The organism is Embleya sp. AB8, from assembly GCF_049739465.1.
GTDB lineage: Bacteria > Actinomycetota > Actinomycetes > Streptomycetales > Streptomycetaceae > Embleya.
The window spans coordinates 80440-95673 of sequence record NZ_JBMHHY010000036.1 but is presented as its reverse complement, the minus strand read 5'-3'; the positions used below and the strand labels follow the sequence as shown (position 1 = coordinate 95673).

The following is a 15234-nucleotide window of genomic DNA, read 5'->3' as shown; positions in this document are numbered from 1 at the left end:
TTCCGACGATGCGTCTCGCATACACCGAAGATCAGGAACTGTTCCGCGACACGGTCCGCGACTTCCTCGCCGATCAGTGCACCACGGCCGAGGTACGCGCCGCGTGGGCCGCCGACAGCACGATCTCCGCGCGCTGGACCGAACTCGCCAAGCTCGGCGTGACCGGTCTGGTGGTCCCCGAGGAGCACGACGGCCTGGGTCTGGGCGACGAGGAACTGGCCGCCGTGCTGGTCGAGACCGGCTACGCGGCACTGCCCGAACCGCTCCTCGAAGCGGCGGTGGCGGTCGGCCTGCTCGCCGAATTCGCCCCGGACGCCGGGTGGTTGGCCGAGATCGCAGGCGGCCGGGCGAGCGCGTCGGTGCTGCTGCCCGGGCAGCGGCTCGCGGTCGAGGCCGCCGCCGCGGACCTGTTGGTGATCGGCCTGGACAACGGCGACGTGCACGTGACCAATCCCGGTGACTGTGTGCTCACCGCGCGGCGTTCGGTGGATCGCAGTCGCAAGCTCTTCACGGTGGACTTCGCGCCGACGCCGGAGACCCTGGTGGCCTCGGCCGGGCATCGGGCGCTGGCTCGGGCGGCGGATCGGGGTGCGCTCGGCGCGGCGGCGCAACTGCTCGGCCTGACCCGGCGGATGCTGGACATGACGGTGGAATACGCCAAGCAGCGGGTCCAGCGCGGCGTGCTGATCGGCACCCACCAGTCGGTCCAGCACCACCTGGCCAACGTGCTGATCAAGTTGGAGTTCGCCCGCCCGGTGGTCCTGCGCGCGGCCTACTCGCTGGCCCGCGACCTGCCCTCGGCACCGCGCGACGTGTCGATGGCGAAGATCTACGCGACCGAGGCGGCCGACCTCGCGGCCCGCAACTGCCTTCAGGTGCACGGCGCGATCGGCTACACCGAGGAACACGACCTGCAACTGTTCATGAAGCGCGCCTGGGCCCTGGGCACGGCCTGGGGAGACGTGGGCACCCACCGCGACCGGGTCGCGGCCGACCTGCTGGGCGACGCGCCGGCCCCCACGACGCCCTCGTACTGACCCCTGGCCCCCCGAGAACCGGGCGACGCAACAGGGCGGCCGTCGTCCGACCGGGAGCCCCGACCCACCGATGGCGGGTCGGGGCTCCCGGCGTGCGCTCAGCGGACCCGGTAGTCCTTGCCGCGGGCCCGGAAGAGGCCGGCCTGCTCGGACCAGTCCAGGTTGCCCAGTTCGATCAGGTGGGGGGCCATGGTGAGGGCTTGGGCGCGGGTGAGGTCACGGGCGGCCCAGATGGCGCGGATCGAGCCCTGGACGCCGTGCGGGGGGTAGGAGGCGATGGTCTCGGCCGCCCAGCGGGCCGTTTCCAGGAGGTCGGCGGCGGGGACCACCTGGGAGATCAGGCCGGTTTCGTAGGCGCGTCGCGCACTCATGCGTTCCGCGTTGCCGAGCAGGGTCAGCCGCATCACCTCGCCGAGCGGCATGCGCTGGGCCAGGTGCATCGACTCGAAGCCGGAGACCATGCCGTACGTGGTGTGCGGGTCGAAGAAGGTCGCCCCCTCCGCCGCGATCGCGAACTCGCACTCGCCGAGCAGGTAGAACGCGCCGCCGCAGGCCATCCCGTTGACCGCGAGGATGACCGGTTTCCACAGATCGGAGAACTTCGGGCCGATCCTGAGCATCGGGTCGTCCATCATGTACGGCGACGACGGTTGCGGGATGTCCACACTCCGGTCGATGCCGGTACAGAACGCCTTGTCGCCCGCGCCGGTGAGCACCACGCAGCGCACGTCGTCGTCGTGGCGCAGCTCGCGCCACAGCGCGTGCAGTTCGTCGATCATCGTGATGTCGAACGCGTTGTGCCGGTCCGGGCGGTTCAACGTCACCCACGCGACGCCGTTCTCCTGCTCGTAGCCCAGCGTCTCGAACTTGCGCATGTCAGCCCTCAATCGTCGGTGGCCACCGGTTCGCGGTGGTCTGCGTCTCGATCGCCGCGGTGCCGCTTCCCTCGCCGCCATGATCTGACGTACCGTCAGTTCCAATCAACCTCTGGCCTCTCCGGGAGCGATCATGCAAGGGGACCTCGAGTGGGGGAGCATTCCTGCTCTCGTCGACAGCGCGGCGGATCGCTTCGGTGATCGCGAGGCCGTGGTGGACGGCAATGTACGGGTCACCTACGCCGAACTGCGGGACCGCGTCCGGCGTGCCGCCGGTGCCGTAGTCGCGGCCGGCGTCGACAAGGGCGACCGGGTCGGCGTCTGGGCGCCGAACTCGCTGGACTGGATCGTCGCCGCGCTCGGCGCGCTGACCGCGGGCGCCGTGGTGGTGCCGATGAACACCCGGTACAAGGGTGCCGAGGCCCGGTTCGCGCTGGCCAAGACCCGGGCCAAACTGCTGTTCGTCTCGGGCACCTTTCTCGGCTCGTCCTATGTCGGGATGCTCCGCCGGGCGGCCGGCGGCGCGGCCGAGGGGCGACCGTTCGCCGATCTGCCGGAGCTGGGCCGGGTGGTGGTGCTCGCGGACACCGCGCCGGACGACTGCGTGGCCTGGGCCGACTTCCTCGCCGACGGCGACCGGGTCGGCGCCGCCGAGGTGGACGCGCGGGCGGCGAGCGTGGGGCCGGACGACTTCGGCGACATCATCTTCACCTCCGGGACCACCGGACAGCCCAAGGGTGTCGTGACCACGCAGGCGCAGACGTTGCGCGTGTTCGACACGTGGGCGGCGGTGGTCGGGCTGGTGGAGGGCGACAGGTACCTCATCGTCAGCCCGTTCTTCCACACCTTCGGGTACAAGGCGGGGATCGTCGCGAGCCTGATCAAGGGCGCCACGATGATCCCGCAGGCGGTCTTCGACGCGGACGCCACGATGGCGGTGATCCAGCAGGAGAAGGTCACCGTGCTGCCGGGCGCGCCGACCATCTACACCTCGCTCCTGGACGCGGCGGCGCGCGAGGGGACGGGCAGGTACGACCTGTCCTCGCTGCGGCTCGCGGTCACCGGCGCGGCGGCGGTGCCGCTGTCCCTGGTCACCCGGATGGCGGACGAGTTGGGCTTCGACTCGGTGCTTACCGCGTACGGGCTGACCGAGTCGTGCGGTACGGCCACGATGTGCCGGCAGGGCGACTCGGCCGAGGTGATCTCGTCCACGTCGGGGCGGGCGATCCCCGGCGTCGAGGTGATCACGGTGGACGCGGATGGCAAGCCGGTGCCGGTCGGCGAGTCGGGCGAGGTGTGGATACGCGGCTACAACGTGATGAAGGGCTACTTCGAGGACGCCGAGGAGAGCACGAAGGCGGTCGATGCGGACGGCTGGCTGCACACGGGGGATGTGGGCGTCCTCGACGAGCGGGGCAACCTGCGGATCACCGACCGGATCAAGGACATGTTCATCGTCGGCGGCTTCAACGCCTACCCGGCGGAGATCGAGTCGGTCCTGGCCGGCCACCCGGCGATCTCCGAGGCGGCGGTGGTGGGCGTGCCGGACGCGCGGATGGGCGAGGTGGGCAAGGCGTACGTGCTGCTGCGGCCGGGGGCGTCGGTCGAGGCGGAGGAGATCGTTGCGTTCTGCCGGCGGGAGATGGCCAACTACAAGGTGCCGAGGGCGGTCGAGTTCGTCACGGAACTGCCTCGCAACCCGGGCGGGAAGGTGCTCAAGTTCGAACTCCGGGCGAGGGCGGCGGAGGAGGCGGCCCGCCGCTGACGCGGGGCCTCCGGCGTGCTTTTGGCCTCAAACGCCGGCCGGGCTGCTTGGCCTCAAGCGCGGGCCGGGCTGCTTGGCCTCAAACGCCGGCCGGGCTGCTTTGACCCGGCCTCCGGCCGAGGTGGCCTCAAACGCGCTCGGGCGGGCGGGATTGACCTGGCCTCCGGCCGAGGTGGCCTCAAGCGCCGGCCCGGCTTCTTGGCCTCAAGCGCCGGCCGGGCTGGAGTTGGTTGGCTTCTTGGTCGAGGTGGCGGTGGGCGGTGGCCGGGCTTCTTGGCCTCAAGCGCCGGCCGGGCTGGAGTTGGTTGGCTTCTTGGTCGAGGTGGCGGTGGGCGGTGGCCGGGCTTCTTGGCCTCAAGCGCCGGCCGGGCTGGAGTTGGTTGGCTTCTTGGTCGAGGTGGCGGTGGGCGGTGGCCGGGCTTCTTGGCCTCGAACGCCGGCCGGGCTGGAGTTGCTTGGCTTCTTGGTCGGAGTGGGCGCAGGCGTTGGCCTGGTACTTGGTCTCGAACGCCGGCCGGGCTGGATTTGCGCGGCTGTCGGTCGAGGTGGCGGTGGGCGCTGGGCCGGGCTGGATTGGCTCGGTCCTTGGGCGAGGTGACCTCAGTCGCCGGCCGGGCCTGATCTCGAACGCCCGTCGGGTGATGAATAGCCCGGCCGGCGTTTGAGGCCACCTCGGCCGGAGGCCGGGTAATTCAGCCCGGCCGGCGTTTGAGGCCAAGCCCGGCCGGCGACTGAGGCTACCTGCCCGAGAAGTCCGCAGCCCGCCGCGCGGCCTTCGCCGCGTACCCCGTTGCCGAGTCCTCCGACACCAGCGTGAGCGCTGCCGACATCGCGGTCAGGCCCAGTGCCGCGTCCAGGTTGGCGTCCGCGAAGGTGTCGATGCTGCGTTTGATGCCCTGGACGGCCAACGGGGCGTTGGCGGCGATCTCCTCGGCCAACGAACGTGCCGCCCGGTCCAGGTCGGCCCGCGGCACCACCTCCTGGACCAGGTTCAGCCGCTCGGCCAGGGCCGCGTCGATCCGTCGCCCCGTCAGGGACAACAACTTGGCCCACCCCGCGCCCGCCTCCCGGGCGATCCGGATGTCGCCGCCCGCGTCCACCGCGACACCGATCTGCGCTTCGGGCAGCGCGAATCGCGCGTCGTCCGCCGCGATCCGGATGTCCGCCATCAGCGCCAGCTCGAATCCGAAGCCCAGGCAATACCCCTGCACGGCGGCGATCACCGGCTGCGGCAGCCGGGCGAAGGTACGAAAGCGCTCGTGCACCCAGCGCAGGCCCTCGTAGTAGTTGCGGGTCCGCTCCGCGCCCGAGCGCCCGGTGATCGCCCCGCCCGGCGCGGTCACGTCGATCCCCGCGCAGAACGCCCGTCCCTCGGCCCGCAGCAGTACCACCCGGACCCGCTCGTCGAAGCGGATCCGGTCCGCCATGATGCCCAACTGGCGGGTGGCCTCCCAGCTCCACGCGTTCAGCTTGTCCGGTCGACACAGGGTCAGTACCGCGATGCCGGTGTCCGCCTCGACCACCAGTCGCATCCGCGCCTCGGTCTCGTCGATGCTCGGGTCGGTGGTGTTGATCACGGTCCGGTTCCTCCAGGAGCGGTACTTCGGCCTTGTCTGACGACCCGTTAGATCGGAGTATGTGACACGCGTTCGCCGCAGTCCAACCACCTCCGCCAAGCTCGCCCACCAATTTCCCCCGACCCCTCGGAGGCACATCCATGGCCGCGATCCTGCCCCCGGGCACCCTGCACGTCGGCATGCAGTTGCCCATCCAGTCGCAGAGCAGGCTCTACGCCGAAGCCTGGGAGGAGACCTCGGGGCCGGACGAACTGGCCGAGCTCGCCCGGGCCTGCGACCGGGCCGGCTTCGCCTACGTCGCGGTCTGCGACCACACCGCGATCCCGCGCAGCCACGCCGGCGCGATGGGCACCGAGTGGTGGGACACGATGACCACGCTCGGCTGGCTCGCGGGCATCACCGAGCGCATCCGGCTGATCAGTCACGTGTCGGTGCTCGCCTACCGGCATCCGATGATGTCCGCCAAGGCGTTTGCGACGCTGGACCGGATCTCCCACGGCCGGGCCGTCGTCGGCGCGGGCGCGGGGCACGTGGAGGCCGAGTTCGAGATGCTCGGGGTGGACTTCAAGACCCGGGGCAAGGCGCTCGACGAGGCATTGGCACTGCTCGACCTCGCGCTGCGCGAGGAGTATGTGACCTTCGCGGGGGAGCGCTGGCAGGTCGAGGACATGGGCGCGCTGCCGCGCCCCGTGCAGACGCCCCGGCCGCCGATCTGGATCGGCGGCTCGGCGGGCGCGGCGCTCAGGCGGGTGGCCAGGTACGGGGACGGCTGGTTGCCGCAGGGCAGTCCGCGGGACACGTATCCCGCGCAGTTGGCCGAACTGCGCCGCTACCGAGAGGAGTTCGGGCGCGGCGAGGAGCGCCTGGACATCGGTGCGATCACCGAGTTGCTCTACGTCGGCGAGGCCGGCTGGGACGTCGGCGCGAACACCCTCACCGGCAGCCCGGACCGGTTGGCCGAATCGCTGCGCTGGTACGGCGAACAGGGCGCGAACCAGATCCAGGTCCGCTTCCGCAGCCGCGACCTGGCCGAACTCCTGGACCAGATCGCCGGGTTCGCCGCCGAGGTGATGCCGCACCTGTCCTGCCCACGCGCGTCCTGACACACCGTCAATCTCCGTCCGATGGAAGGAACTTCGCATGGGCAAGCTGGACGGCCGGGTGGTTTTGATCACCGGCGCGGCACGCGGGCAGGGGGTGGCCGAGGCCCGCCTGTTCGCCGCCGAGGGCGCGCGGGTCGTACTCGCCGACATCCTCGACGAGGCGGGCGAGGCGGCGGCACGGGAGATCGGCGACGCGGCGCGCTACGTCCACCTGGACGTGTCGGACGAGGACGACTGGCGGCGCGCGGTCGGCGTCGCCGTGGACACGTTCGGCAAGCTGGACGGACTGGTCAACAACGCCGGGATCCTGGCCTTCGACCCGATCGAGGAGATGTCCCGGGCGGCATACCTGCGCATCGTCGAGGTCAACCAACTCGGCACGTTCCTGGGCATGAAGACGGCCCTGCCCGCGCTCCGCGCGGCGGGCACCCCCGGCACGATCGTCAACATCGCCTCCTACGCGGGCCTGGCCGGCATGGCGGGGCTGGTCGCGTACGCCTCGACCAAAGGCGCCGTCCTCGCGATGACCAGGGTGGCCGCACTGGAAGCCGGCCCGCGGATCCGGGTCAACGCGATCTGCCCGGGCGGCGTCCGGACCCCGATGACCAGCCCGGGGGACACCGACGGCCTGCCCACCCCGCCGCCGCTTCCGGGCGACCCGGACCCGGTGAGCGAGGTCTTCGCGAGCATCCCGCTGGCCCGAATCGGCGAACCGGACGAGATCGCCGGCACCGCGCTCTATCTGACCGGGCCGGACAGTTCGTACACGACCGGCACCCACATAGTCGTCGACGGCGGCTGGATGGCGGGCGTCAAGCTGTTCTGAATCCTGATCCGGTCCCGAATCGTCGTCGAGATATGCCGCTGCGGCATGACTCGGGTGAGCCCCGTCTCATCGCCCGCGGACCCCTGGCAGGCGGGGGTATCTGACGTACCATCAGGTTCGTGGAGCCGCGGGGACGGTCTGTGGCCGGCCGCGTGCGTTGGCAACACCGAGGGCAGAAGGAGCTTCGCCATGCTGGACCACGTCATCACCGGAGCAACCGTCGTCGACGGGACGGGCGCGCCGTCCTTCGTGGGTGACGTGGGGATCAGGGACGGGCGGATCGTCGCGGTCACCCCCGCCGGCGGCATAACCGAAGAGGCCGCGAGCACCGAGAACGCCGAGGGGCTGGTACTGGCTCCCGGGTTCGTCGACCCGCACACGCACTACGACGCCCAACTGCACTGGGACCCCTACGCCACGCCCTCGGTCAACCACGGCGTGACCACGATCATCGGCGGCAACTGCGGCTTCACGCTCGCCCCGCTCAGGGCCGAGGACGCCGACTACACCCGGCGGATGATGGCCAAGGTCGAGGGCATGGCGCTGCCGGCCCTGGAGAACGGCGTGGACTGGAGCTGGGAGACGTTCGCCCAGTACCTGGACAAGCTGGAGGGCCGGATCGCGGTGAACGCCGGCTTCATGGCCGGGCACTGCGCGATCCGCCGCTATGTGATGGGCGCCGACTCGGTCGGCAAGGAGGCCACGCCCGAGCAGGTCGCGGCGATGGTGGTCGAACTGGGCAAGGCGATGGAGGCCGGCGCGCTCGGCTTCTCCACCGGCCAGTCCAACCACACCGACGGCGACGGCAACCCGGTGCCGTCCCGGGCCGCGACGCCGGCCGAGATCCTGGCGTTGTGCGCGGAGGTCGGCCGACACGAGGGCACCCAGCTGGAGGTGATCGTGGCCGGCTGTCTGGACAAGTTCTCGGATGAGGAGATCGACCTCCTGGTCGAGATGACCACCACCGCCGGTCGGCCGATGAACTGGAACGTACTCACCGTCGACGCCGCGGCCCCCGACCGCGCGCCCCGGCAGATCCACGCGTCGGAGCGGGCCAAGGAGGCGGGCGGGCGGATCGTCATCCTGACCATGCCGGTCCTGGTCCCGATGAACATGTCGTTCCTGACCTACTGCGCGCTCAACCTGATTCCGGGCTGGGGGCCGATCCTGTCCCTGCCGGTGCCCGAGCGGATCGCCAAGCTGCGCGACGCCGAGGTACGGGCGGAGATGTTGCGCAACGCGGACAGCCCCGAGGCGGGCGTCTTCCGCCGGCTCGCCGACTTCGGCCGCTACGTGATCGGCGACACGTACTCCGCGGCGAACGAGGGCCTGAGCGGCCGGGTGGTCGCGGACATCGCCAAGGAACGCGGCCAGGACGACTTCTGGACGCTCGTCGAGATCTGCATCAACGACGACCTGCGTACGGTGTTGTGGCCGATGCCCACCGACAACGACCAGGCGTCGTGGGACCTGCGGCAACAGGTGTGGGACAACGAGCATGTGATCCTGGGCGGTTCGGACGCCGGGGCGCACCTGGACCGGATGTGCGGGGCCACCTACACGACCCGCTTCCTGGGCGACATGTTGCGCGGGCGCAAGCTGGTGTCGCTGGAGCGCGCGGTACAGATGCTCACCACCGAGCCCGCCGAACTCTTCGGCCTGGTCGACCGCGGCCGGATCGCCGAGGGTTTCCACGCCGACCTGGTCCTGTTCGACCCGGCCACGGTCGGCTCGGGACCGGCCCGGCTGATGCACGACCTGCCCGGCGACAGCCCGCGCCTGACCAGCGAGTCGACGGGCGTGGTCAGCGTGCGGGTCAACGGCGTGGAAACGGTCCGCGACGGCGAGACCACCGGCGCCGCCAACGGCACCCTGCTGCGCTCCGGCAAGGACACGGTGACGGTAACGATCTGACCCACCACGAACGCGGCGGCGCACGGGGGTCCTCCGGTGCGTCGCCGCTTCATTGCTGCGCTCGGGGCGGGCATGACGGGTGGGCCGTACTCGGGCTCGGCGGCGGGCATCACAGGCTCCTTTCGGGCCGGCCCGACGTCGGACACGGTCCAGCTGATGATCCTTCCGGTGTTGTGCCATCCGGGTGACCTTGTGGCGACTCGCTCGTTGGTCCATTCGAACCAGACAAGGACCGTGCCGGTGGTCGTGGAGAGTGTCACAATCGGGGCAGGTCGGGGCGACACGAAGGCGGTGCTACAAATGGCGGCTCTCCCCGCGCAGTCGCACGTCCAGCCCTGGACTGTGGACGAGTGGATCGCTCTCAACGAGGACGCGCCGGACGGCAACCGGTACGAACTCGTCGATGGGAGCGTGCTGGTGAGTCCGGCGCCATCCATGCATCATCAGTTCGCCGGCGACGAGCTCAGGGCACTCCTGCGTGCTGCGCCGCCGCCGGAGCTCATCGCGGTAACCGCATCCGGGATTCCCCTGGGGGACCGAACCGGTCTGATCCCGGATGTGCTCGTCGTCGATCGGGCCGCGTTCGCTGATGGCGCCAAAATGCCCGACCCTGCGCTCGTGCATCTCGTCGTCGAAATCGTCTCGCCCTCGACGACCACCACCGACCGCACCCTCAAGCCCGCCAAGTACGCCGCCGCCGGCATCCCGCACTTCTGGCGTCTGGAGACGGCGCGGTTTCGCGGGCTCGGGATCGATCGGCTGCCGGTGCTGTTCACGTACGCGCTCGACGCCGATGCGGAGTATCAACTGACCCGACGGCTCGCGGCCGGCACCACCGCCAAGATCGAGGACCCCTTCCCGGTCACCCTCGACCCAGCCGACCTCGTCGTTTCGTAGGCGTCAGTCACGGTAGTTCCGCTTGTCGCTCAGGAACTCCAGATCGATCCCACCCTCGGCGGCGGACCGCCGCATCTCGACCAAAGCTTGGTGACGTCGGCGTCGTGCGCTCTCTTGCAGTGCGCCGCCGCCTCGCTCGGTGCGTCGGTGCCCGTCTCGGGTGAGGTGTCGGTCATCTGCGCCTCCTGCCGGTGCCATATCCGGATGCTGGTCGGCAGCCCGGGCGATCCACCGGGTTTTCCGGACGGATCACCCGTACGAGGACGCGTCGCCCGGACGGGCTCAGCGGCCGGCCCGCCGCGACGACCGGCGGCGTCTGCTCCCCGTCCCACCCGAGCGCCGGCCGCCACTCGGCACCGGCCCGCCCGGTCAGCCGGATCGTCCCGACGGCCGGCATCGGCGCTCGCTTCGCGCCCCGTGCGGGCGCGCGCCGCCGCGCGGCATCCCCGGCCCGTGTCCTCAGTCGGAGCGCAGTGCCGCCCGGACCGCCTCCACGGCCGGTTTCGGCTCCTGCTTCGTGTCCCACATCAGCTCGTCGCCGACGGACAGCGGGTAGCTGTCGTGTTCCGCCGTCGAGCCGTAGTGGTCGGTGGCGCCCCACGTGCCGAACGACCCGCACGTCGGCGCCGCCGCGCACGTGCGCATCGCCACCGCGAACTGTTCGGCCTGCGCCTCGCGATCCTCGCCGTGCACGTCGATCTCGGACACCCGCGAGCGGATCCCCAGGTCGGCCAACGCCTTGAGGTGTGCGCCGAAGACGGCCTGGTCGAGGTGGTCGCCGCGATCGTGGATGTGGGTCTGGAAGCCGACCCCGTCGATCGGTACACCGCGCGCCTTGAGCCGCTTGACCAGCGCGAGCAGCGCGTCCCAGCGCGGCCCGTTCTCCTCGATGCCGAACTCGTTGAGGAACAGCGCCGCGTCCGGATCGGCGGCGCGGGCGGCGCGGAACGCCTTGTCGAGGTACTGCTCGCCCATACCCTCCTGCCAGATGTGCTGCCGCAGGCCCGGCTTGCCCGCCGCGTAGTCCGCGTCCTCGATCGACAACGGCTCGTTGACCACGTCCCATTCGGCCACCCGGCCGCGGAAGTGGCCCGCGACGGTGGCGATGTGCTCGGTCATCACCCGCTCGCGCTCGCCCCTCGACACCTCGCGCATCCAGCGCGGCAGCGCCTCGCCGAAGACCAAAGTGTGGCCGTGCACCTTCATCTCGTTGGCCCGCGCGAAGTCGATCATCGAGTCGGCGTCGGCGAAGTCGTAGACGTCGGGGCGCGGGTGCACGAACTGCGGCTTCATGTCGTTCTCGGGGGTCAGCATGGAGAACTGGCCGGCGATCAGGGTGCGGTAGTCCTGGTCGGTGTACAACGGCCCGGCGGCCACCGCCACCCCCGGGTCGACCGGCCGCTTGCGCCCCGCCGCGACGGTGCGCAGCGCGTCGGGCGCCGTGTGCGGCAGGCCCAGGGCCGGCGCGTCGACGATCGTGGCCCGTCCGCCGGGCAGCGCCCGGACCCGCAGCGCGGCCAACTCCCAACCGGGCCCGCCGACCCCGGCGTCCGCGCCGAACCAGATGCGGCCCGCGCCGAACACGTCGTGGTCCGCGACACTGCCGAGCACCGCCTCGCCGGCCCGGAACTCCAGCCTGCCGCCGCCGCGCCGCATGCTCAGCGCGACCTCGGCGGGCAGCTTCGCCCCCATGGTCTCGGTGCGCACCGGCTCGGCCTTCCGGCCGTCCCACAGCGCGACTTCGAGGCGCCCGCCGACCACGCCGAGCCGCACACTGCGCCGCTCCTGGCGCCATTCGTCGTAGACGACCGGAACCTCGCCGTAGAGCTGGAGGTAGGCGGGCGCCGCCGCCGTATCGCGCAGGGTCGCGGCGACCTCGAAGTCCCCGGCCACCTCCAGGTGTGGGCCGCGCAGATTGACCGGCGGGTTGGCCTGACCGCCGGAACCGTCCTGCTTGACGATCGCCCGCCCGAGCGGCCGGATGCGCACCACCTCGCCGGCCACACTCGCGCCCGCGAAGTGGCCCCAGTCCCGCCCGGCCAGGAGGTTGGTGTCGTCGCGCGCCCCGCCGGGCGCCGAACCGGACCCGGGCGCCGACGGCGCCCCGATGGTGGGCGGCGGAGCCGCGTCGTCCCCGTCCGTCCCCGACTCGCAGCCGGACGCCGACAACGCGATGGCCACCATCGTGGCGACCACGAGTGCGCCGATCCGATGCTTGCCGATTGATCGGCGGGCAGGACGCATTGCCCCTCCTGGGGTGATGGCGAGTGGTGTTCGAAGACCGCCGGACCGGCGGTCGACCACCACGTTAGGCGCCGCCGTACGGCCGGCCATCGCCCCCGCGACCGAATCGCGCGATGGTCCTTTGGTTGACGAACGGCGCCGGCCCGGCCCGGCGCGCAGCCGGCCCGACCCGGGGCCGCGCCGAGCCCGTGACGTGCGCGCGACACGCACGTGACGTGCGACACGAGTCGCAATGGCCTCGATCGGGGCCGCCTACCCTTGGTCTGTTCGGGGGGTGGCGTCGTGTGTCGGCTCCCGTTCGTCGGTGGGTCGAGGCGCGAGGTGCGGTCGGCCCGCCGGTATCGCCCGAGCTATAGCGACGACAGCGAGGTGTCGCATGACCCCGACCCCCGACGAGGGACGTCCCACCGAGAGTTCGATGCGGCGTGCGCTGCGCCGAGCCCGAGACGGGGTCATGCTCGACGTCTCGGAAGCGGCCGTGCTCCTGCACGCGCGCGACGCGGATCTCGCCGACCTCAGCCGCTCCGCCGCACGGGTCCGCGATGCCGGCCTCGAAGCGGTCGGTCGTACCGGCCTGATCACCTACAGCCGAAAAGTGTTCATCCCGCTGACCAGGCTGTGCCGGGACCGGTGCAACTACTGCACGTTCGTCACCGTCCCCGGCAAGCTCCGGCGTGAGGGCCACGGGATGTTCCTCAGCCCCGACGAGGTGCTGAAGATCGCCCGCGAGGGTGCCGCACTCGGCTGCAAGGAGGCGCTGTTCACGCTCGGCGACCGGCCCGAGGACCGCTGGCCCGAGGCGCGCGAGTGGCTGGACGCGCACGGCTACGACGACACGCTCTCCTACGTGCGGGCGATGTCCATCCGGGTGTTGGAGGAGACCGGCCTGCTGCCGCACCTCAACCCCGGGGTGCTCTCCTGGACCGACTTCCAGCGACTCAAGCCGGTCAGCGCGTCGATGGGGATGATGCTGGAGACCACCGCGACCCGGCTGTGGTCCGAGCCGGGCGGTCCGCACTACGGCTCGCCGGACAAGGAACCGGCCGTGCGGCTGCGGGTGTTGGAGGACGCCGGGCGGTCGAACGTGCCGTTCACCACCGGGCTGCTGATCGGCATCGGGGAGAACATGACCGAGCGGGCCGAGTCGATCTTCGCGATGCGCAAGGTGGCCCGGCAGTACGGCTCGATCCAGGAGGTCATCCTCCAGAACTTCCGCGCCAAGCCGGACACCGCGATGCGCTCGACGCCGGACGCCGACCTGACCGAGCTGGCCGCGGCGATCGCGGTCACCCGGATCGTGCTGGGCCCGAAGATCCGGATCCAGGCCCCGCCGAACCTGATCGGCGACGAGTACGCGCTGATGATCGCGGCCGGCATCGACGACTGGGGCGGCGTCTCGCCCCTCACCCCCGACCATGTCAACCCGGAACTGGCCTGGCCGCAGATCGAGTTCCTGGCCGAGCGGACCGCCGAGGCGGGCTTCACGCTGCGCGAGCGGCTCAACGTCTACCCCGAGGTGATCCTGCGCGGCGAGCCGTGGCTGGACCCCCGGGTGTTGCCGCACGTCCGCGCGTTGTCCGACCCGGACACCGGCCTGGCGATCGAGGGCAGGTGCCCGGAGGGGCTGCCCTGGCAGGAGCCGGAGGACATCTTCGCCGCCGCGTCCGGGCGTACCGACCTGCATGTGACGATCGACACCACCGGGCGTACCACCGATCGCCGCGACGACTTCGAAAACGTGTACGGCGACTGGGAGTCGCTGCGCGAGCAGGTCGCCGATGCCGCGACCGGGTCGGTGGTCCGGCTCGACTCGGAGGTTCGGGCCGCGCTCGCCCAAGCCGCCGCCGACCCGACCCGGCTGACCGACGACCAGGCACTCGCGCTGTTCCACTGCGACGGCGTCGCGATGGACGAACTCGCCCGGATCGCCGACGACTTGCGCCGCGAGGTCAACGGCGACGAGATCACCTACATCGTCAACCGAAACATCAACTTCACCAACGTCTGCTACACCGGCTGCCGGTTCTGCGCGTTCGCCCAGCGACGCACCGACGCCGACGCCTACACGCTGTCCCTGGACCAGGTCGGCGAGCGGGCCGAACAGGCGTGGGCGGTCGGCGCGACCGAGGTGTGCATGCAGGGCGGCATCCACCCGGACCTGCCCGGCACCGCCTACTTCGACATCGCGCGCGAGGTCAAGAAGCGGGTCCCGGACATGCACGTGCACGCCTTCTCGCCGATGGAGGTGGTCAACGGCGCGACCCGGACCGGGATGTCCATCCGGGACTGGCTGACCGCGGCCAAGGAGGCGGGCCTGGACACCATCCCCGGCACCGCCGCCGAGATCCTCGACGACGACGTGCGCTGGATCCTGACCAAGGGCAAACTGCCCGCCGCGACCTGGGTCGAGGTCGTCAAGACCGCACACGAGCTGGGCATCCGCAGCTCGTCGACGATGATGTACGGCCACGTGGACACGCCCTCGCACTGGCTCGGCCACCTGCGCCTGCTGGGCCGGATCCAGGACGAGACCGGCGGCTTCACCGAGTTCGTCACGCTGCCGTTCGTACACACCAACGCGCCGGTCTACCTGGCCGGCATCGCCCGCCCGGGCCCGACCCTGCGGGACAACCGCGCGGTGCACGCGATGGCCCGGATCCTGCTGCACGGCAAGATCGACAACATCCAGACCAGCTGGGTCAAACTCGGCGTCGAGGGCACCAACCTGATGCTCGAGGGCGGCGCCAACGACATGGGCGGCACACTCATGGAGGAGACCATCTCCCGGATGGCCGGCGCCGACCACGGCTCCAAGAAGTCGATCGCCGAACTCGAGGCGATGGCCCACTCCCTCGGCCGCCGCGCCCGCCAACGCACCACCACCTACGGCGAAGTCGACCCGGAACGCCAGGAGGTGGCCCGCCGGCACGACGAAGAGGTGTCCCGGATCATGTTGCCGATCCTGGGCTGAGCACCCGACCGAGACCACGAGCGCG

The 15234-nt window shown here is 71.1% G+C and carries 10 protein-coding genes; 7 read left to right on the top strand and 3 right to left on the bottom strand.

Features of this window, described 5'->3' with window-relative positions; genetic code table 11:
* Positions 1–8 precede the first annotated feature (8 nt).
* Entirely contained in the window at positions 9–1037 is a 1029-nt protein-coding gene (locus ABIA38_RS39250; protein ID WP_424643746.1) for an acyl-CoA dehydrogenase family protein, read from the top strand.
* A 98-nt stretch (positions 1038–1135) separates the two neighbouring features.
* On the opposite strand, the gene ABIA38_RS39245 is transcribed toward ABIA38_RS39250, so the two are convergent.
* Positions 1136–1912 carry an enoyl-CoA hydratase/isomerase family protein gene (locus ABIA38_RS39245; protein ID WP_424643745.1) on the bottom strand — a complete coding sequence of 259 codons (777 nt, stop codon included), beginning with the start codon at positions 1910–1912 and terminating at the stop codon, positions 1136–1138.
* A 133-nt stretch (positions 1913–2045) separates the two neighbouring features.
* Between ABIA38_RS39245 and ABIA38_RS39240 the strand changes: the two genes are divergently transcribed.
* Entirely contained in the window at positions 2046–3677 is a 1632-nt protein-coding gene (locus ABIA38_RS39240) for a FadD3 family acyl-CoA ligase (protein ID WP_424643744.1), read from the top strand.
* 737 nt (positions 3678–4414) lie between these two features.
* On the opposite strand, the gene ABIA38_RS39235 is transcribed toward ABIA38_RS39240, so the two are convergent.
* The gene (locus tag ABIA38_RS39235; RefSeq protein WP_424643743.1) at positions 4415–5254 is read right to left on the bottom strand and encodes an enoyl-CoA hydratase/isomerase family protein; all 840 of its coding nucleotides are present in this window, start codon (positions 5252–5254) and stop codon (positions 4415–4417) included.
* Between the two features lie 140 nt (positions 5255–5394).
* Here ABIA38_RS39235 and ABIA38_RS39230 point away from each other — a divergent pair, with 140 nt between their 5' ends.
* The 4 genes from ABIA38_RS39230 to ABIA38_RS39215 all read left to right on the top strand — a co-directional run bounded on the left by ABIA38_RS39230 (position 5395) and on the right by ABIA38_RS39215 (position 9994).
* On the top strand, positions 5395–6357 hold the full coding sequence (locus tag ABIA38_RS39230) for a TIGR03619 family F420-dependent LLM class oxidoreductase (protein WP_424643742.1): 963 nt from the start codon (positions 5395–5397) through the stop codon (positions 6355–6357).
* A 37-nt stretch (positions 6358–6394) separates the two neighbouring features.
* Complete coding sequence (locus tag ABIA38_RS39225; RefSeq protein WP_424643741.1) at positions 6395–7183, top strand: SDR family NAD(P)-dependent oxidoreductase; 789 nt, start codon at positions 6395–6397, stop codon at positions 7181–7183.
* Positions 7184–7321: 138 nt separating this feature from the next.
* Positions 7322–9097: an N-acyl-D-amino-acid deacylase family protein gene (locus tag ABIA38_RS39220; protein WP_424643769.1), complete on the top strand. Its 1776-nt coding sequence runs from the start codon at positions 7322–7324 to the stop codon at positions 9095–9097.
* A 342-nt stretch (positions 9098–9439) separates the two neighbouring features.
* The gene (locus tag ABIA38_RS39215) at positions 9440–9994 is read left to right on the top strand and encodes a Uma2 family endonuclease (protein WP_424643740.1); all 555 of its coding nucleotides are present in this window, start codon (positions 9440–9442) and stop codon (positions 9992–9994) included.
* 459 nt (positions 9995–10453) lie between these two features.
* Here the strand turns inward: ABIA38_RS39215 and ABIA38_RS39210 are convergent, their stop codons facing one another.
* Positions 10454–12238, bottom strand: coding sequence for an endo-1,4-beta-xylanase (locus ABIA38_RS39210; protein WP_424643739.1), 1785 nt, complete (start codon positions 12236–12238; stop codon positions 10454–10456).
* Positions 12239–12614: 376 nt separating this feature from the next.
* Here ABIA38_RS39210 and ABIA38_RS39205 point away from each other — a divergent pair, with 376 nt between their 5' ends.
* Positions 12615–15209 carry a bifunctional FO biosynthesis protein CofGH gene (locus ABIA38_RS39205; protein ID WP_424643738.1) on the top strand — a complete coding sequence of 865 codons (2595 nt, stop codon included), beginning with the start codon at positions 12615–12617 and terminating at the stop codon, positions 15207–15209.
* The last annotated feature ends 25 nt before the right edge of the window (positions 15210–15234 follow it).

Excerpts from the sequence above, each read along its gene's own strand:
- ABIA38_RS39230 (WP_424643742.1), top strand. The coding sequence starts at position 5,395 with ATGGCCGCGATCCTGCCCCCGGGCACCCTGCACGTCGGCATGCAGTTG.
- ABIA38_RS39205 (WP_424643738.1), top strand. The coding sequence starts at position 12,615 with ATGACCCCGACCCCCGACGAGGGACGTCCCACCGAGAGTTCGATGCGG.
- ABIA38_RS39250 (WP_424643746.1), top strand. The coding sequence starts at position 9 with ATGCGTCTCGCATACACCGAAGATCAGGAACTGTTCCGCGACACGGTC.
- ABIA38_RS39240 (WP_424643744.1), top strand. The coding sequence starts at position 2,046 with ATGCAAGGGGACCTCGAGTGGGGGAGCATTCCTGCTCTCGTCGACAGC.
- ABIA38_RS39210 (WP_424643739.1), bottom strand. The coding sequence starts at position 12,238 with ATGCGTCCTGCCCGCCGATCAATCGGCAAGCATCGGATCGGCGCACTC.
- ABIA38_RS39225 (WP_424643741.1), top strand. The coding sequence starts at position 6,395 with ATGGGCAAGCTGGACGGCCGGGTGGTTTTGATCACCGGCGCGGCACGC.
- ABIA38_RS39245 (WP_424643745.1), bottom strand. The coding sequence starts at position 1,912 with ATGCGCAAGTTCGAGACGCTGGGCTACGAGCAGGAGAACGGCGTCGCG.